The organism is Nocardia sp. NPDC059240 (assembly GCF_042753865.1).
GTDB lineage: Bacteria > Actinomycetota > Actinomycetes > Mycobacteriales > Mycobacteriaceae > Nocardia.
The window spans coordinates 136,894-154,690 of sequence record NZ_JBHZAC010000003.1 but is presented as its reverse complement, the minus strand read 5'-3'; the positions used below and the strand labels follow the sequence as shown (position 1 = coordinate 154,690).

At 69.1% G+C, this 17,797-nt stretch carries 17 protein-coding genes; 7 read left to right on the top strand and 10 right to left on the bottom strand.

What is annotated here, in order from left to right; all coding sequences use genetic code 11:
- The first annotated feature begins 48 nt into the window (after positions 1–48).
- Positions 49–825, top strand: a complete 777-nt coding sequence (locus ACFXHA_RS10955) for an AraC family transcriptional regulator (RefSeq protein ID WP_379355356.1) — start codon at positions 49–51, stop codon at positions 823–825.
- Positions 826–837: 12 nt separating this feature from the next.
- Here ACFXHA_RS10955 and ACFXHA_RS10950 read toward each other — a convergent pair whose 3' ends face one another.
- Entirely contained in the window at positions 838–1,413 is a 576-nt protein-coding gene (locus ACFXHA_RS10950) for a molybdopterin-binding oxidoreductase (protein WP_379355354.1), read from the bottom strand.
- Between the two features lie 10 nt (positions 1,414–1,423).
- The gene (locus ACFXHA_RS10945) at positions 1,424–2,560 is read right to left on the bottom strand and encodes a PucR family transcriptional regulator (protein WP_379355352.1); all 1,137 of its coding nucleotides are present in this window, start codon (positions 2,558–2,560) and stop codon (positions 1,424–1,426) included.
- A gap of 154 nt (positions 2,561–2,714) precedes the next feature.
- On the opposite strand from ACFXHA_RS10945, the gene ACFXHA_RS10940 reads away from it, so the two are divergent.
- From ACFXHA_RS10940 to ACFXHA_RS10930, 3 genes are all read left to right on the top strand, one after another.
- A complete protein-coding gene (locus ACFXHA_RS10940; protein WP_379355350.1) occupies positions 2,715–4,259 on the top strand; it encodes a long-chain-fatty-acid--CoA ligase in 1,545 nt (514 codons plus the stop codon).
- A 67-nt stretch (positions 4,260–4,326) separates the two neighbouring features.
- Entirely contained in the window at positions 4,327–4,902 is a 576-nt protein-coding gene (locus tag ACFXHA_RS10935) for a PadR family transcriptional regulator (RefSeq protein WP_379355348.1), read from the top strand.
- Positions 4,903–4,938: 36 nt separating this feature from the next.
- On the top strand, positions 4,939–5,715 hold the full coding sequence (locus ACFXHA_RS10930; protein ID WP_379355346.1) for a siderophore-interacting protein: 777 nt from the start codon (positions 4,939–4,941) through the stop codon (positions 5,713–5,715).
- 3 nt (positions 5,716–5,718) lie between these two features.
- Here ACFXHA_RS10930 and ACFXHA_RS10925 read toward each other — a convergent pair whose 3' ends face one another.
- The 7 genes from ACFXHA_RS10925 to ACFXHA_RS10895 form a co-directional block, all read right to left on the bottom strand.
- Positions 5,719–8,652, bottom strand: a complete 2,934-nt coding sequence (locus ACFXHA_RS10925) for an oligosaccharide flippase family protein (RefSeq protein ID WP_379355345.1) — start codon at positions 8,650–8,652, stop codon at positions 5,719–5,721.
- Positions 8,649–9,365 (bottom strand): hypothetical protein, encoded by a 717-nt coding sequence (locus ACFXHA_RS10920; RefSeq protein ID WP_379355343.1) that lies wholly within the window; start codon positions 9,363–9,365, stop codon positions 8,649–8,651. The genes ACFXHA_RS10925 and ACFXHA_RS10920 overlap by 4 nt, the downstream gene beginning before the upstream one ends.
- 62 nt (positions 9,366–9,427) lie before the next feature.
- Positions 9,428–10,537: a hypothetical protein gene (locus ACFXHA_RS10915; RefSeq protein WP_379355341.1), complete on the bottom strand. Its 1,110-nt coding sequence runs from the start codon at positions 10,535–10,537 to the stop codon at positions 9,428–9,430.
- Positions 10,534–11,208 carry a YveK family protein gene (locus ACFXHA_RS10910; protein WP_379355339.1) on the bottom strand — a complete coding sequence of 225 codons (675 nt, stop codon included), beginning with the start codon at positions 11,206–11,208 and terminating at the stop codon, positions 10,534–10,536. Before ACFXHA_RS10910 ends, ACFXHA_RS10915 begins: the two co-directional genes overlap by 4 nt.
- Positions 11,205–11,948, bottom strand: a complete 744-nt coding sequence (locus ACFXHA_RS10905) for an SGNH/GDSL hydrolase family protein (protein WP_379355337.1) — start codon at positions 11,946–11,948, stop codon at positions 11,205–11,207. The genes ACFXHA_RS10910 and ACFXHA_RS10905 overlap by 4 nt, the downstream gene beginning before the upstream one ends.
- On the bottom strand, positions 11,945–13,048 hold the full coding sequence (locus ACFXHA_RS10900) for a glycosyltransferase (protein ID WP_379355335.1): 1,104 nt from the start codon (positions 13,046–13,048) through the stop codon (positions 11,945–11,947). Before ACFXHA_RS10900 ends, ACFXHA_RS10905 begins: the two co-directional genes overlap by 4 nt.
- The gene (locus ACFXHA_RS10895; protein WP_379355333.1) at positions 13,048–13,596 is read right to left on the bottom strand and encodes a colanic acid biosynthesis acetyltransferase; all 549 of its coding nucleotides are present in this window, start codon (positions 13,594–13,596) and stop codon (positions 13,048–13,050) included. Before ACFXHA_RS10895 ends, ACFXHA_RS10900 begins: the two co-directional genes overlap by 1 nt.
- 112 nt (positions 13,597–13,708) lie before the next feature.
- On the opposite strand from ACFXHA_RS10895, the gene ACFXHA_RS10890 reads away from it, so the two are divergent.
- From ACFXHA_RS10890 to ACFXHA_RS10880, 3 genes are read left to right on the top strand one after another with little or no spacing between them, the layout of a single operon-like run.
- Positions 13,709–14,947, top strand: coding sequence for a hypothetical protein (locus ACFXHA_RS10890; protein ID WP_379355331.1), 1,239 nt, complete (start codon positions 13,709–13,711; stop codon positions 14,945–14,947).
- The gene (locus tag ACFXHA_RS10885; RefSeq protein WP_379355329.1) at positions 14,944–15,891 is read left to right on the top strand and encodes a glycosyltransferase family 2 protein; all 948 of its coding nucleotides are present in this window, start codon (positions 14,944–14,946) and stop codon (positions 15,889–15,891) included. Before ACFXHA_RS10890 ends, ACFXHA_RS10885 begins: the two co-directional genes overlap by 4 nt.
- Positions 15,888–17,192: a lipopolysaccharide biosynthesis protein gene (locus ACFXHA_RS10880; protein WP_379355327.1), complete on the top strand. Its 1,305-nt coding sequence runs from the start codon at positions 15,888–15,890 to the stop codon at positions 17,190–17,192. The genes ACFXHA_RS10885 and ACFXHA_RS10880 overlap by 4 nt, the downstream gene beginning before the upstream one ends.
- Here the strand turns inward: ACFXHA_RS10880 and ACFXHA_RS10875 are convergent.
- Positions 17,158–17,760, bottom strand: coding sequence for a serine acetyltransferase (locus ACFXHA_RS10875; protein ID WP_379355325.1), 603 nt, complete (start codon positions 17,758–17,760; stop codon positions 17,158–17,160). The genes ACFXHA_RS10880 and ACFXHA_RS10875 overlap by 35 nt on opposite strands.
- Positions 17,761–17,797: the final 37 nt, after the last annotated feature.

The following is a 17,797-nucleotide window of genomic DNA, read 5'->3' as shown; positions in this document are numbered from 1 at the left end:
TTCAGCCAGAATTGGGTGAGAATCCGACACCTCGATAGGGTGACCGGAGTGCGCAATATTCCGGTGGCCGAGGTCGATTCGCTCGACCGGGCGGTGCTGGCGATCGGTACGGACTATCCGGCGCGGCATCCGCTGCCCGCGCATCGCCATCGCCGCGCGCAGGTGCTGTACGCGGCGACCGGGATCATGCGGGTCGACACCGCTCACGGGAGTTGGACGGTCCCGACCCGGCGCGCGGTGCTGATTCCGCCGGAGGTTGATCACGCGGTGCTGATGGAGGGGGTCAGTACCCGCAGCCTCTATCTGGAACCCGGTGTGGTGCCGTGGTTTCCGGCGCGCTGCCGGGTTGTCGACGTGTCGCCGCTGTTGCGCGAGTTGATCCTGGCCGCTGTCGATATGCCTGCCCGGTATGCCCGGCGTGGACGGGACGGCACGCTCATCGATCTGATTCTCTATGAGCTGCGGACCCTGACGCCGTTGCCCTTCGAGCTACCGCTGCCCACCCGCCCGGACCTGCGTGCATTGTGTGAGGAGTTCCAGCACGCCCCGACTCTCCGGTCCACGCCGGATGATTGGGCTTTGCGAATGCGGGTCAGCACCAGGACATTCAACCGGACTTTCCGCGCGCAGACCGGTCTCACCTTCCAGCAGTGGCGGCAACGAGCCTGCGTCGGCCACGCCCTGCGTGCGCTTGCCGCGGGACGAACGGTCACCGCGATCGCGGCGGAACTGGGTTACGACACGCCTGCGGCGTTCTCGGTCATGTTCCAGCGTGAAACCGGATCCGCCCCCAGCGCCTTCCGATCCACGACCGATGCCCCCTGAGCCGGATACAGGTCATTTCGGTTGGGCGGTACCCAGATCCACGACGCGGAGGTTGACGAGGTTGTCGACGTAGCGGCCGCCCTTGGCGTCGCCGGGGACTACCAGGCGCAGGCTGGGGGAGGGTTTGCTGTCTTCGGTGTAGGAGACGAGGATCGGTTTTGCTGCGAAGTCGGGGGAGAATTCGGCCCAGGAGAGGACGGCCTGGTAGCCGTCGGATCCGGTGGCCAGGACGGCCAGTCGTAGTTCGGGGTTCTTCGCGGTTTTGTCGGTGAGCGGGTGGGCGTCGGCGATCAGGTCGGTGAGGCGGGCTCCCTGATATTCGTGGGACTGCTTGCCCTGGCTGCTGTCGAAGGTGACCGCCTGGGTTTGAACGGGATATCCGCGCAGGCGGTCGGCGGTGAGCGTCAACGGATTTTGAACGGCTCCCGTGATGGTCAGTCCGCCCGCCGGTGCGGGTTGCGCTGCCGTCGAGGTGGTTGCCTGGGGCGTCGATGTCGGAGCCGAACCGTCTGTCGAGGAACAGGCCGGCACTGCCGCTATCGACAGCCCGGCGATCACGGCCACCGCCAGCCGGCGCGCATTGGTCATGAACTGCACCCTATCCAGGGTTGGCCTTGCGGTAGTGGATGGCCCACCACACTTCGGCGCCGATGTGGGCGCGGCGTAGGTCGGAGCCGGTGAGGTGTTCGAAGCGGCCGATGCGGTAGCGAACGGTGTTGGGGTGCACGATCAGTCGCTGGGCGGTGGCGTCGATGCGGAGGCCGGTGTCGAGGTAGCACTCGACGGTGTCTGTGAGGATGGTGGCGGCGTCACCGTGGCCGAGGGGAGTCAGGTAGCGGCGGGCCAGTTCGGCGCCCAGGTCGGGGTCGGCGAGGACGGCCGGGAGCAGGCCGAGATCGTCGAAATCGTGGGGGCCGGTGAGGCCGAAGGTGCGGGCGGTGGTGAGGGTGCGGCTGGCCAGGCGGAACGAGTGGTCGAGCCGTTGAGGACGGGCGGGCGGGCCGAAGGCGAGCGCGAAGGGGACGGCGAATTCGGGTGTGCGGTCGGTGATTCCGGCGAGGTCGCCGTCGATGGTGGTGAGCGAGAAGGGGCGCAGGTGGCGTACCAGGTCGGCGGGGAACAGGTCGGCCGTCGCGTGGGTGCGGAAGGCGCGATAGTCGTGGTCGACGTCGAGTCCGTAGGCCGGGGCCCGCTGCCGGAGATCGGTGGCGGTGAGCGTGCCGAGCAGCAGCGCCCGGGTGAAGTCGGCGCGGTCCTGCCGATCCCGGCCCGCGCGTTCGAGTTCCACCTCCCGATGCCCGGTGGAGAAGGCCAGGATGGCGCTGTCGACGAGGTCGAGCGTCTCCCGGGTGAGTCCGAGCAGCAGGTGGTCGTCGGACCCGGAATCGGTGGCGACGCTGTCGAATTCCTCGAGCAGTCGGCGAATCGACATGCGCCAGGCGCGCAGCACCCCTTCCAGGGAGATGCGCTGGTGCGCCCGCAGTCGCCCGTACTCGGCGAACGCCGTCAATTCCGCCGCGCTCGGATCGCGTTGCTCGCTCAGCGCGTCCAGTATTTGCCGCAGCATCGCGGAGGTGACGGGGACGAGATCCGCCGCGGCTGTGCCGCCGTAGTCGGGGATCTCCGCGACGGCCCGCCGGGCGATGTCGTCGGCCAGTCGAGGGCAGTCGGCACGAACCCGCTCGAGCAGGCGCTGCCGAGCGGAGGGGTGCGGGTCGGGGGAGTGCGATGCCATCTCCTACTCGACGATACGACGCCGGTTTGGAGAAACCAACAAACCTGATGCGGCGCAGTTCGGAGCGCATCCCATGGCCTGGGGGAACAGGAACCCCGAGACTCGTGAGGTGTAACCCACGCCACCGTGTTCGTACTTCGCCACAAGGACTCGCATGTATCTCACCCAGGGCCTGCACCGAGCCGTACAGCAGCACCCGACCGGCATCATGACCGTGTGCGGCGATCGCACCCGCACCTTCGCCGAGGTCGCCGACAGGGTCGCGCGCTTGGCCGGAGCGCTGCGCGAGATCGGTGTCGCCACCGGGGACCGGGTGGCCATCCTGGCGTTGAATTCCGACCGCTACCACGAGTATCTGCTGGCCGTGCCGTGGGCGGACGCGGTACTCAACCCGATCAATATTCGCTGGAGTCCCGCGGAAATCGCGTACTCCCTGGTGGATTCGGATACCGGTGTGCTGCTGGTGGACGATGCGTTCGCGCCGCTGCTGCCCGCGATCCGGGCGGCTGCGCCGAACCTGCGCACGGTGATCCACTGCGGTGACGGGATGCTGCCCGAGGGCATGCTGTCCTACGAGGAGTTGGTGGCCGCGACGCCGCCGATCCCCGACGCTCGCCGCGGCGGGGAGTCCCTCGCGGGCATCTTCTACACCGGCGGCACCACCGGACATCCCAAGGGCGTCATGCTCTCGCACACGAATCTGGCGGTGTCGGCCCTGGGCGGCATCTCGACCGGATTCCTGTTCGAACCCGGCCAGCGCTTCCTGCATGCCGCGCCGATGTTCCACCTGGCGGACCTGGCGGGCTGGTACGGCCAAGTGCTGCTGGGTAATACGCACGTGATGATTCCCGCGTTCGACGCCGTCACCACCATGCGCGCGATAGCGCGGCACGCGGTGCACCAGACCGTGCTGGTGCCGGTGATGATCCAGATGCTCGTCGATCATCCCGAGATCGCCGACCACGACCTGTCGAGTATCCGCACGATCATGTACGGCGCATCCCCGATTCCCGCGGCGGTGCTGGAGCGGGCCATGAAAGTCTTTCCGGCGGCAGGCTTCTGCCAGGCCTACGGCATGACCGAGCTCGCGCCGATCGCCACGCTGCTCAGCCCCGCCGATCACCTGGCCGGGCGGCTGCGTTCGGCGGGCCGCGCGGTGCCGCATTCGGAAGTGCGCGTGGTCGACGCGGAGGGTGCCGAGGTCGCGCCCGGCTCGGTCGGTGAGATCGTGGTGCGGGGCGGGCACGTGATGCTCGGGTACTGGAACCGCCCGGCGGACACCGCGGCGACCATTCGCGACGGCTGGCTGCATACCGGCGACGGCGGCTATCTCGATGACGAGGGTTACCTCTACATCGTCGACCGGGTGAAGGACATGATCGTCAGCGGTGGCGAGAACGTGTATTCGGCCGAGGTGGAGAACGCGCTCGCCGCGCATCCCGCGGTCGCGGCCTGTGCGGTCATCGGTGTGCCCGACGGGGATTGGGGCGAACGGGTGCACGCGGTGCTGGTCTGCCACCCGGGACACACCGTCGAGCTGGCGGAGATCCGTGCACACGTCAAGGAACGCATCGCCGGTTACAAGGCCCCGCGCAGCCTGGAAGTGGTCGACGCGCTGCCGGTGTCGGGTGCGGGCAAGATTCTCAAACGGGAACTGCGCAAGCGGTATTGGGGTGACAGCGAGCGTCAGGTGCACTGAATCCCGGGTGCACGGGATCCTGCCTTTTCCTTGCTTCCGCTATATCTAAAGACATATCTTTGGAGTCGTGAGTCCACGACGTTCCGATTTCGGACCGGGGCCGGCCGTGGGGCGGTTCTTCGGTCCGGGGGAGTTGCGCCTGACGCTGCTGGCGTTGATCGCCGAACAACCCGGGCACGGCTACGAGTTGATGTCGCGGTTGGAGGACCGCTGCGCGGGGGTCTATCGGCCCAGCGCGGGCGCGGTGTATCCGACCTTGCAGCAGCTCGAGGACGAGGGCCTGGTCGAACTCGAAATCGTCAGCAGCCGAAAGGTTTTCCACGCCACCGAGGCGGGCCACGGCGAGGTCGAGACGCAGGGCGAGCAGCTGGACCGGATCTGGGCGCGGGCCACCGAGCGGGGTGAATGGGGCGCGTTTCGCGACCCCTACGCCGCCGAGATCGCCGGTCCCGCACTGCGATTGTTCAAGACCGCGGTCTCGGCGATCGTGCACTCACACGGTGATCCGCAGGTGATCGGGGAGGTGCGCGAGGTGCTGATCAAGGCCACCCGGGAATTGGCGCAACTTGCCGTCGACGTCAAACTCCATCATCGCGAGCAGCACCGACAACAGCGCCGGCAACGCGGCCGGCGTCCGAAGTGACCGTTGCCCGGCACTCGACCGTTCGAAGGTATTCCCATGGCGCACATAGATAATCCCGCCACGTCCCCTGCTCCTTCCCGCGGCCTCCAGGGCCGAGTCCTCGACCGGTTCTTCCGCACCGGCGAGGTCCTCGAGACCGAGCGCGTCGCCGCCCGCATGACCCGCGTCCGCATCGGCGTCGCCGATACCCGCGGCCTGGCCTGCCTGCCCGGCCAGCAGATCCGCATCGCCACCGGCGACCCGTCCGCGGACTGGCTGATGTCACGCATCGGCGATCTGCGCACCTATTCGGTGTGGGAGCACGATCCCGAGGCGGGCTGGCTGGACCTGTGCCTGCTCGATCACGGCGACGGCCCGGGCGCGCGCTGGGGCCGCACCGTCGTCCCCGGCCAACTCGTCCGATTCCGGCCCCCGGAGGGCTCTTTCATCCTGCACCCGAACGCCGATTACCACCTGTTCGCCGGTGAGGAGACCGCCGCGGTCGCCTTCGGCGCCATGCTGCGCGCGATCCCCGCCGACGTGCCGGTCTTCGGCGCGATCGAGACCGCCACCATCGAGGACCGCCTCCCGCTGCCGCGCAGCACCGAGCTCGCGCATCCCTTGCGCGGCACCGCCTCCGCCGCCGCGTCGGCGACGCTGCTGTCCGCGGTCACCGACCTGAACCTGCCCGACCGCCCCGGTATCGCCTACCTGGCCGGTGAGGCTCGCACCATCCAGTTCATCACCAAATACCTCATGCGCGAACGTGATTGGCCGCGCCGCGCGATCGTCACCAAGCCGTTCTGGACGCCGGGCAAACGCGGCATGGAGTAGGTGTCAGGCGCTGACCGGGCTGCCGCGCTTACCCAGGAGTCGCTGTGCCAGGTGCAGGATCTCCTCGAACTGAGCGCGGTACGCCAGCCGCAACACCCCGACGCCGACAGCGAGCGCGAATATCGTTCCGCCGCACAGGATCGCGAAGTTGTGGCCGTGCAGCACCAGCGCCACTGCCGCGTACGCCGCGGCCACCCAGCAGGCGATGTGCAGACCGGGGATCAGGAGCGCGAACTGTTCGCGCAGGCTCACCCCGGCCGCGCGCTTGCGCACCAGCCATTCGACCGGGACCAGCGCGACCGTGGCCGCGCTGTAGCCGACGGCGACGCCGAACGGGCCGAAGGGCAGGCCCGCGACGATGCCGCCGATCGACACCACCGTGCACAGGACCGCGTACCGCAACTGCAGTTTGGCGTACCCCAGGCCGAGCATCACCGGGATCGTCGAGGGCTGGTACACCGCTTGCAGCGCACCGGCCATCGCCAGCACCCGGATGACGGGAATCGCGGGCGCCCAGGCGGATCCGAAGACGAGGTGGATGAGCTGGGGCGCGGCGATGGCGATCAGCGCCATGCCGGGCAGGGCGAGCAGCGCCATGAATCGGGTGGCGCGCGCCAGTTCCGCGCGCAGCGCGGGCAGATCCTCGGCGAGCCGGGCGAACAGCGGGAACAGCACCGACCCGATGCTCTGCACGCCCAGCTGCACCGGTAGCAGCAGTAGCCGGTAGGCGAGGGCGTAGAAGGCCAGCGACTGGGCACCCTGGAAGCGGCCGATGAGCAGGTTGTCGGCATTGCGGGCGAGCGAATTGAGCAGTACCGCACCGGCGAACGCGCGCCAGGAGAATCCGGCGATCTCGCGCAGCCGGCCCAGGCGCAGGTTCGGCCACGAGCCCGCGGCCGCGATCAGCATCACCGCGATGACCACATCGGTGGTGACCAGCTGAGCCACCAGCGCCCAGTAGGTGCCGCCGGCGAGCACCACCGCGAGTCCGACCGCGCCGCCGATCAGCGCGGAGGAGAAGTCGGCGATGCCGTTCTTGCGGAACTCCATCTCGCGCCACAACATCGCGCGCGGCGTGATGGCCGCGGCCCGCACCACCAGGCTCGGGGCGATCGCGATCAGCACCCATTTCAGGTCCGAGGTGTGCATGAACGCCGCCCAGGCCGGTGCGATCGCGACGGTGATGGCGGCCAGCACCGCGCCCACACTGATGTTGATCGTCATGGTCGCGCCGGGCATGTACCGGTCGAGCTTCGGCCGCTGGATCAGCGCGCTGGCGAATCCCTGGTCCAGCAGCAGACTCAGGATCCCCAGGTACACCGTCGCCTGTGCGACGACGCCGAACGCGTCCGGTCCGATCAGCCGTGCGAGCAGCACCGTGAACCCGGTGCGGGCGATCTCGCGCCCGACCATCGAGACACTGGTCCAGCGCACGCCCGACGACAGGCCCTTGCCCGCGGGGGGCGGTATCTCTTCGGCCGCAGGCACTTTCGGGTCGGATATGGGCACAGCCGTCTCGAGTACGGGCGGTTCGACCTCGGGTACGGGTGTCTTCATGGCGGCCACCGGTCTCTCGTCGGGCGGAGGCGGGGTGCCGTCCGGCGGGGGAGGTCTCCGCCACGGGAGGGTGAGCAGACCCTGCCCCGGCAGCGGAATCCCATAGGTCGTCCACAGCAGGGCGACTCCGATGAAGAACAGCATCGTGGCCTGCTGGTAGTAGAACAGGTCGAAGGTGGTGCTGGAGACCAGGATCGCGGCCACCACCGCCCCGAGCATGTACGCCTGCTCCCGTTCGCGCGAGGTGCGCGCGGCGCGCAGGCTCGCCGATATCCCGAATATCGCCCCGCCGCTGAGCACGATCATGGCGGCGATCCCGACCACACCGCCCTGCACCACGGTCTGCAGCCATTCGTTGTCCAGCAGGTGGGGTTGCCCGCCGAGCCCGAGCCCGAAATACGGGTGGTCGTGGAAGATCTGCGAGACGCCCGCGTAATCCTCGGTGCGGTGTTTGATGCTCGGATCGTCGGCCGAACCGGTGATAGTGCGCCACAACGCGTCCACGACGGTCGGGAAGATGACGATGTACGCGCCGATCGCGATCACCAGCGCGACCACGGCGGTCACGATGACGCGCACCCGGAAGAAGAACATGTAGAGCAGCAGCGCGACCGCCAGCGAGATCACGCCGGAGCGCGAGACCGCGGCGGGCATCGCCGCCAGCCCGAGCAGCGCCGCCAGCGCCGACAGCACCCGCACGCCGGTGCGCCGGGCGTTGCGCGCGAAGTAGATTCCCAGCGGTACCGCCGCCACGGCCAGCACCGAGAATTCGATGGCGTGCTGCGCGGTGCCGATCACCCGTTTCGCGCCGATGCGTTCGGTGAGGGTGAGGTCCTCGGCATTGACGATGAAACCCGGCGGCTTGAACACGAATCGCAGGTCCAGTGTGCTGATGCCCTGTAGCAGCCCCACCGCGCATTCGAACGAGAGCCCGATCAGCAGCGCGCCGAGCACGAAGTCGCGGTCCTGGCTGGTCTTGATCCGGGTGAAGACGTAGAGCGCCGCACCGACGTTCGCGACCAGGGCGATGATGGCGCGGGCCTTGGCCGCCTCGATGAGCGGATCGTCGATGTGCAGCAGCCCGAGCCCGTAGATCATCACCCAGGTGAAGAAGAAGGTGAGTATCACTACCACCCCGGGATTGAACCGCCGCCCCGGCCGTTCCCGGCGACCGGCGAGGAAGCCGAGCACGACCAGCCCGAACAACATGACCGCGAGGACCTTCGCCGGTGCGCCATTGCTTTTGAGCGGACCGCCGGGAATGACGTAGGCCGGCAGCACCGGGATCAGCACGCACAGGACGGCCAGGGTCCACGGTTTGGTTTCCGGCTGCCGTTCACCGACGCCGGATCGTTCGGCGACGACTTGGGCGGTACTCACATCGACGTCGCAGCCCGGTTGTTGGTTGCCGCCGGTTCACCCGTGCCGAGGGGGATGGACGGTTCGGGGCGGCGACGCTTGCGCTTCATCCGCTCGAGCGTCACATCGAGCAGGACGGCGAGCAGGATGGACAGTCCGATGCCCGCGCCGAGCACCGAGATCGTCGAGCGGGTGCGCGACGGCAGGGCGGCGACGGGGGTGCTGGGCGGTTGCACGGTGAACGAGGCCACCATCTGGTCCTCGGGGACCTGGGCGTTCTGCTGCAGCGCCCGCAGCGTCGAATCCGCCTGTGCGGTGACGAGTTCCAGCGTTTTGGCGGTCGCCTGCGGGTCGGCGGAGGTCTCCTCGAGCATGACCAGCGGGATCTGCGAGGAGCCGGTCGTGATGGGGAACATGCGGGCGACGTAGTTGGGCTGGCCGCCACCGGCGACCACCTTGTCCACCACCGCGGGCTGCCGCAGTCCCAGGGCCGCGAGGTTCGCCAGCAGGGTCGCGCCGCCGACATCCAGCAGCCCGTTGCGCCGGACGGCCTCGCCGGCCGGTGCGGTGTCGATGCGGTAACTCGGTGGCGCGAAACCGATTACGGCGTTGGCGTAGTAGACCGGTTTCGCCGCCTCGTAGGTGTGCTTGCCGTAGAGCAGGCACAGCATCATCAGCGGCAGGATCACATACCAGCGGCGGGCACACGAGCGCGCGACATCGAACAAATCCACGTCAACTTCCCCCTTCGAACATCGCGAAGCCGACCCGAAGGCCGAAACTACACGACACCACGTCATCCTTCAGTTCGATTGTGTTTCCACGTATTTGCCACCACGATGCCCGGCACCGCGACCGCCGCCGATCGCAGTTGCGCGACCGCCTCGCGCACATCTCGCCGCCGCGTCGCGCCGAGCGCGGCCAGCAGGATCACACCGTCCGCGAACTCTCCATACACCGATGCCGACACGCTTTTCGTTACCGGCGGCGCGGCGAGGAGAACATGGGTGTGGTCGGGTCGTGCGGGATCGATCTGGTCCCTGGCCGCGGCCGGGTCGGTGCTGTCGCCGCTGAGGATCACCGGCTTTCCGCCGTGCCGTTCGATGGCGTCGCTCAGGTTGTGCACCACGGTCGTCACCTCGGCTTCGCCTGCGGCACTGGCGATCACCCAGACCGCGGGTGCCGGTGTCAGCTGTTCGAGGTGCGCCCGCAGTCCGCGGTAGCCGAGAAATTCCTGCTCCGAGGGGACGGGCACCGGGGCCACCGTGCCGAGCAACGGAACACCCGCTGTCGCCGTGGTGCGCAGGATCGGATCGGTGCGCCCGCGAATCCACACCGCGACCGCGCCGAGCAGCAGTCCGGCCAGGACGCCGAGCCCGCCCAGCGCGAGTTGTCCCGGGAGTCGGCTGCCGGGCGTGCTCGCCGCGGTCACGACCTTCGTGTGCACCTGCTGGTGGTCCTCACCGGTCGGCGTCTCGACAGTGTCGGCGTAGGCGATGAATTCGGTGCCCAGGGTGGCCGCGATGCGGTGCGCGCGGTCGGCGGACGAATCGGTCACCGCGACATCGATGATGGCCGTCTTCGGCGGTACGACCGTCGCGCTCACCTCCCCGGCCAGATCGTGCGCCGATTGCGTCAGCCCGAGCTTGTCGACGACGCGCTGGGCGACCGCGTCGGTGCTGAGCAGGGCGACGTAGGTGGTGACCCGGCCGTTGACGACCGAGTCGTTCTCATAGGCCGAGGCGGTGGTCGAGCCCTCGATGGTCACCAACAGCTGGGTGGTGGAGACGTAGCGCGGCGGGCTCAGTACCGCCAGGCAGATGCCCGCGGCCGCGACGAGCCCGGCGACCGCGCCGAAAGTCGCCCAGTACCTGCCCAGTTGGGCAACGAATTGGTTCAGCTTCACCTGTTCGCCTCGGCTTCGATAGCGGGTTCCGGCTCGGACTCGGGTTCCAGCAGCCGCCGCGCCACGGCGGCACCGGCGCCGAGCACGGCCCCGATCAGTGCCGCCGCGGCCACGATGGCGTAAATCGGTATGCCCCAAGCGACTTCGCGTTCGGGTCGGCTCGGTTGGTTGACGACCACCAGTTCGGCGCGCGGCACCTGGCTGCCGGGGACCGATTCGAGCGTGCGGACCAGCGCGGCATAGTCGGTGAGGAAGACCTTGGCGGTGCGGGTGGTCTCGTCGGAAGTGGGCCCGGTGACGGCGATATCGATCAGCACGGTCCCGGTCCGGCTGGACGCGGAGATGCGTTCGGCGAAGCGAACGGGATCGGCGGTGACGGCGAGATCGCCGACCACGACGGCCGCGAGATCCGGGCTGGTGGCCAGCGCCGCATAGGTGCGCCCGCGCGCCTTGGCGTAGGAGTCGCCGCCGTCGATGACCCGGCTCACGTCGCCCGGCGTTCTGATGAACACAGTCGCCTGCGACCGGTAGACCGGGGGCCGCACGAGCAGGAACACGGTGGTGGCCGCCAAAGCCGCCAGGATTCCCCACACCACCCAGCGCCAACGCCGCCGTAGCAGCGACCAGTACTGCGGCAGGGCTGCGGGTTCTTGCGGGACAGTGGAATTCATCGCGCCGCCGCCAATCCTTCGGTAGTGAGGCTGTCGACCAGGGCGTCGGCGATGCGCAGGTTGCCCGCCGCGTTCGGGTGCATGCCGTCGGGGCCGAGCAGCGCGGTGGTGTCGCTGCCCGCGAGTGACGCGATCGGATCGATCATCGTCACGCCCTCCAGGGCCGGTTCCTGTTTCAGGCGGTCGAAGAAGTCGTCGTCGAAACCGAGGTCGTCGGCGGGAGTTTTGAGGAAGCGTGGGCGCACCAGCACGATTTTGGCTGCGGGCCAGGCATTGTGCGCGTCGTAGGCGGTGCCGCGGATGGCCTTGTATACGTCCTCGACCGGTGCGAACTTATCGTTGCGGCCGCCGTCGAGCACGATGATGTTCGGTGCGGCGGTGTGCGCCAGTTGCTGGACGCGCTCGTCGAACGAGGTCGAGTCGCCGAGATAGTCGATGTGGAATCGATTGGCCGGGCCGCCGCTGATGTACCCGGTGCCGGGCATGGAAGCCGGATCGCAGAGCCAGCGCAGGCGGACCGCGGCCTGGCAGGCGTACGACATTTCGGCGAGCATGCTTGCGCCGGTATACGAGTCGCCGATGAACAGGGCGGCCGGTGCGGTCTGTTCCGGCACGACGAGCCGGGCCGGGGTGCTCTCGCCGTGTCCGGTCGGCTCGGTCCGCAGCGCGAACACCAGCCCGGCGACGATCACGATCGCGAGCAGCGCCGCCGCCAGATCGGCTGCCTTCGGCCTGGTCATCGGGCCGCCGCGGCATAGATCTCGCGCAGCGCGTCACCGATGCGCGCCATTCCCAATTCCGTTGCCACGGCCTGCCTGCCGCGTTCGCCCATTGCCCGGGCTCGGCCGCGGTCGGTGAGCAGGGACCCGACCGCCGCCGCGAGTTGTGCCGGTGCCGGGGTCGTCACGATCCCGCTGTGGGTCCGCTCGACCAGTGGCGCGAGACCGCAGTCGGGGGAGATCACCACGGGCAGACCGACCGACATCGCCTCGAGCACCGCCATCGGATACGGCTCCCGCACCGAGGGCAGCACGAACACGGTGGCCGCGGCCATCCGTTCGGGCATCCGGTCCGGGTCGAGCGGTCCGACCCACCGCAGCCGGGGATCGGACCCGAGGGCGGCCCGCACCGCCGGGCCTTCCCCCTCGTCGGGCCCGGCCAGGGTGAAGGTGGCGTCGGTTCCGTTGGCGAGCAACGCCTTTGCCATCTCGATGAAGGCGAGCGGCTGCTTGCGGGCGTGCAGGCGGGCGGCGAAGAGCACCTCGGGCACACCTGTCCCGGCGGCGGGCGGGTAGCCGGGCACGCCATTGTCCAAGTGCACCAGCGGTAGCCGCGGACCGGCGACCGCGCCGAGATCGTCGCGTTCGGCCGGCGTGAGAAAGCAGACGGCGCGGGCATCCCGCAGGACCTTGCGGGTCCAGCCCGCATCCAGGGGAGCGGCTAGGGGATGCGCGCTCGGAGTGATCATCCCGTGCGGCTGTACGACGTAGGGCGTGCCCGCGCGCCGGACCGCGAGGGCGGCGGGCAAGGTGACCAGATCGCGGCCGAGATGGATATGTACGATATCGAAATCGCGGCCGTGCCGGCGCACCCATCGCCACAGGCCTGGGGCTGCCAGTCCGGCGAAACCCGTTGCGGGAAGCAGGGTCCGGGCCGGGAACAGCCGCACCGGTACCTCGCCGATCGCTGTCGGCGGCCTGTCGTATCCGCGCGCCGCGCCCGCGACGGTCACCTCGTCGCCGCGCCCACGGAGTTCCGCCGCCTGATTGAACGCCACCCGCACCGGCCCGCCGTAGGCGCCCTCCGGTGAGACCAGGGTGACCAGGTGCAGAATCCGCATCAGCGTGGCGTCACCACGGACGGTGGTGGCCGCACCACCGCATAGGGCGGCACATCCGCGCTGACCAGTGCGGTGGCCCCGACCACCGAATGCGCGCCGATGGTGACGCCGCGCAGGATCGTGGCCCGCGCGCACACCCATGCCCCGTCCTCGACGACGATCGGCCCGTTGTCGAACGCGAAGGTCGGCGACCGGCGGTCGTGACTGCCGGTGCACAGGTAGGCCTGTTGGGAGACACAGACATTCGAACCGAGCGTGATCGGCTCCAGGTTGTAGAGCTCGGCCCCGGTCCCGATCCAGGAGTCGTTTCCGACGGTCAACTTCCACGGCCATTGCACGCTCACCCGATGCCTGATCAGCACTCCCGAACCGATATTCGCGCCGAACAGCCGAAGGATCGCCACCCGCAGCCGATTCGGGCACCACACCTGGGTGAAGATCAGCGTCGATACCGCCACCCACAACACCTGTGCGAGCAGGCCACGCCCCTTGTCGTAGGAGTGTCCCCGCCGCGCTGCCAGAGATCGCCCCGGTCCGGCATCGCTCATGCACACCTTCCCCTGGCGAACGCCTCCCCTAGCGCGATCAATGTACCGTTATCCTCCGAGGGGACGCCAGTCGTTCGTTGCTACAAGGGGATTGACGCTTCAAGGGGACCTAGTGACCGATCTGCGGTTCACGCCGGAACACACGTCCGCTCCGCCGCGCTGGCGGTCCGCCTCGGGCTTGGTGCTGGTCGTCGTGGGGGCGACGGCGGGAGCGCAGATCGCGAACTTCACGGTGACGGGGCTGTCGCTGATCTGTCTGCTCATGGTGCCCGGATTCGCGCTGATGACGCACCGCGGTGCGGATCTGGTGCCGGTCGTGATCGCCGCGCTGGCGTGGCTGTCGTTCCTCACCTCGTGCCTGGTCAACCATGTCAGCATCCTGTGGCCGAACGCGTTGGCGGTGCCGGCGTTCGCGCTGTACTTCATCGGTTTCGCGGTGCTCACCTCACGGTCGATCGACGCGCTCGCGTCACTGCTGGCCGGAATCGCCGTGGGCAGCATCGGATTCTTCCTGTTCAAGGGGATCGAGCTGACCAATACCGGCCGCTTCCTGGACCTGTGGAAGTACGGGATCGCGCATGCGGTGACGGTGCTCGTCGTCTACCTGCTGATCCGCGTGCGCGCCCGTCCGATGGTGATCTTCGGGGCGCTCGCCGTGCTCGCGCTGGCGAGCCTGGGCCTGAATTTCCGCTCGCACGCACTGGTCTGCATCGTGGCGGCGGTGTGGCTGGCGACCCGGCACGTGTTCGGTACGCGGGTCGGGCGGGGCTGGTCGCTGGCCGGGGTCACCGGGTTCGGGCTGGTGTTCGCCTATGTGATGCCGATCGCGGCGCGGGCGGGCCTGTTCGGACCGGCATTGCAGCGCAAGACGGTCGAGCAGGACGCGACGCATCTGCCGTTGCTGCTGGCCGGGCGGACCGAGCCGCCGATGACGCTGTCCGCGATCGCCGAGCGCCCGCTGCTGGGCTGGGGGAGTGCCCAGCACCTCACCCCCGAGTTGTACGCGCGGGCAGAGCATCTCGCGATCCGGATCGGGTTCGCGCCGACCTTCCCGTTCGACCTGTACTGGCGGCTGCCGGTCTTCGACTACTCCGCGTTCCATTCGATCCTGCTGGGCACCTGGGCCGAGGGCGGGATCGTGGCGGCCCTGCTGCCGCTGATGATCCTGGTGGCGTGCGCCGGGGTGTTCTGGAACAACGACCGCCTGGGCAAGTGGGCACCGCTGTTCGTGGTGGTTGCGCTGCAAGGAATATGGGACCTGTTCTACGCGCCGTGGACCTACGGCATGGTCCCGGAGCTCGCCTGCCTGGTGCTCGCGTACGTCACGGTCCACTTCCGACGGACAGCGTGACCGCGGCCGCCGGCGATGCCGCGTCGAATGTGAGCGTGGTGGCGAATGTGAGCGTGGTGGTGCCGACCGTCGGGCGAGCATCGTTGCGCCGTGCGGTGGAATCGGCGCTCGGCCAGACCGGGCCGGTCGCGGAGGTGCTGGTCGTCGCCGCCGAGGGGCACACGTTGGACCTGCCGTCCGATCCCCGGATCACGGTGGTGCGCACGGCCGGTCGCCTCGGGGCCGGGGCCGCCCGGCAGGCTGGCATCGATGCCGCGCACGGCACGGTGATCGCCTTGCTCGACGACGATGACGAATGGCTGCCGGAGAAACTGCGCCGCCAGCTCGAGGCCGTCGAGCTCCTGGCCGCCGCCGGACGCGACTGGATCTGTTCCTCGCGGATCGCGGTGTCGGGTCCCGGCGAGCGTCGCCGGGTCTGGCCGCGCCGGCTGATCGCTCCCCGGGAATCGGTGGCCCGCTATCTGTTCCGATTCACCTCGCTGCGGGTCGGCGATGCCGTGCTGCAGACCTCCACGCTGTGCTTCCCGATCGAACTGGCGCGCACTGTCGGGTGGGATACCGAGACGGTGCATGACGAACCGACGTGGCTGCTGGCGGTGCAGCGGGCGATTCCCGAGGTGCGGCTGATCCAGCTGCCCGTTGTACTCACGACCTATTACGTCGGGGCCGAATCGGTTTCGCGTTCGAGCGCCGACCGGGTGGACGACCACATCGCCTGGGGACTCGAGTACCTGCGCGACGAACCGGCGCGCATCCGCGGCGACTACCTGTGCACGAGCCCGGTCAGCGCCGCGGTCGCGGCCGGTTCGCTGGCCGGGGTCGGTCGCGCGTTGCGGGCGGCATTGCGGCACGGGCGTCCCGGCCCGTTCGCGCTGGTCTACGCCGTGCTCAACGGTTTCCGGATCATCGCGCTCAATGCCCTGCGGATCCCGTTGCGCCGATGACCGATCCGACCAAACTCGCACCGGATGAGCGCCGGGCCCTGTTTCGCAGCGCGGTCTACCGCATCGCGGGTACCCCGATCGTCGCGCTGCTGGGCCTGGCGAACACCGCGATCATTGTCCGGCAGACCGGTGCGGCGGTATTCGGCTTGGTGTCGCTGATCGCCACCGTGACCCTGCTGTTCCCGTTCGCGGACCTCGGCATCGGCGCGACGGTCTTGAGCGCGAGTGCCGAGTTGGATCGAGATCCCCGAGCCGCCGACGTCATTCGCCGCGCCTATCGCGTGTTGGCCGGGGTGGCCGCGGGTTTGGTAGCCGCCGCGTTCGTCGTGTTGGCGACCGGCCGGTGGGCGGCGCTCACCGGGTTCTCGTCCGGGCCGCAGGACGGTTGGGCGATCACCGTCGCGGCAGTGCTTTTCGCGCTCACCATCCCGGCCGGTCTCGGCGTGCGCATTCTCATCGGCATCGACCGCAACGAGCTCGCGACGCTGGTGCTGATGAGCTGTCCCGCGTTCGCCCTGCTGACGACGCTGACGCTGTCGGCCGCCGGGGTGAGCCCGATCTGGTATTGCGTCTCGGCGCTGGTCGGCGTGCTGGCCGGGCAGAGCGTCGGCACCGTTGTGGCACTGCGGCTGTCGGGTCTGGGTCGCTCGGCGTTCGCCGCGGTCGAGGGGCCGGGGACCCGATTGCTGGCGGGCAGTCTGTGGCTGTTCGTCGTCGGGGTCGGGCTCCCCGCCGGACTACAGACCGGCCGGTTGCTGCTCTCGCATCTCTCGACTCCGCAGGAGCTGTCCCGCTACGCCTTGACCGCACAGATCTACGGCGTGGCCTGGTCGGTCATCTCGACCGCGGGCCTGGCGTACTGGCCGGTCTTCGTGAAACGCCGTGGCGCATCGACGGAAACGGTCCGGATCTGGTGGCGTCTCACCGGGATCTTCGTGGCGATCGCCGTCCTGGGTGCCGCCGCGCTGGGCGGGCTGGGCCCGTGGGCGGCCTCGATCCTGTCCGGCGGCCGCATCGACGTCTCGTTCGAACTGGCGCTGGCCTTCGGCGCGCTACTGGTGGCGCAGAGTGCGCACCTCCCGGCGAACGTCCTGCTGACCAGGCCGAAAGAGGCACGCTGGCAGGCGGGTTGGACGGTGGCCATGGCCGCGATCAGCATCGGCCTCGGGATCGTGGTCGCCGCGCGCTTCGGCGCGGTGGGCGTGGTCGCGGCCGCCGCGCTCGGCACCCTGCTCGCACAGGTGATCCCGGATCTGGCGTGGGTGCCTAGGCTGGTGCGTCGCCGCGCGGCCGCAGGGTGAGCTCGGTCGCCAGCGGCGCGACCATGGTGACCCCGGCGGGCACATCGTGGATCACCGTCGCATTGGCTCCCACGGTGGCCCCGTCGTGCAAGGTGATCGGCCCGAGCACCACGGCCCCGGCACCCACGCGGACTCGATCACCCAGTGTCGGACGGCCCTTCGCGTCGTGCCCGATCGACACCTGCTGATTGATCCAGCATTCGCTGCCGATGGACTCGGCGGTCACGATGGTGCCGATCCCGTGCTGGATGAACAGGGCCGGACCGATCCGGTCGGCCTCCAGGATGAGCGTCGGCAGCGGCCGGTAGCAGGCCCGCAACAGTAGGCGCAGCACGGGGGAGCGCCCGCGCAAGCGGTAATGCACCAGCGTGCGGAATTCGGGCAGGGCCCCCGCGAGATAGGCGAATCGGGAGTATTCGTCCAGCACCAGCAGTTTCGGCGCATCGATGCAGCGCACCCACCACGCGATATCGGCGCGCACCTCGGCGATCGAAGCGACGCCGCGCCACAGGGGATACACCAGCACCCGGGCGACCCGCAGTCGCACTGCCCAATGCTCCGAAGCCATGCCGGTCATCCTAGGTGGCGGGTGTCGCCGGGGCAGG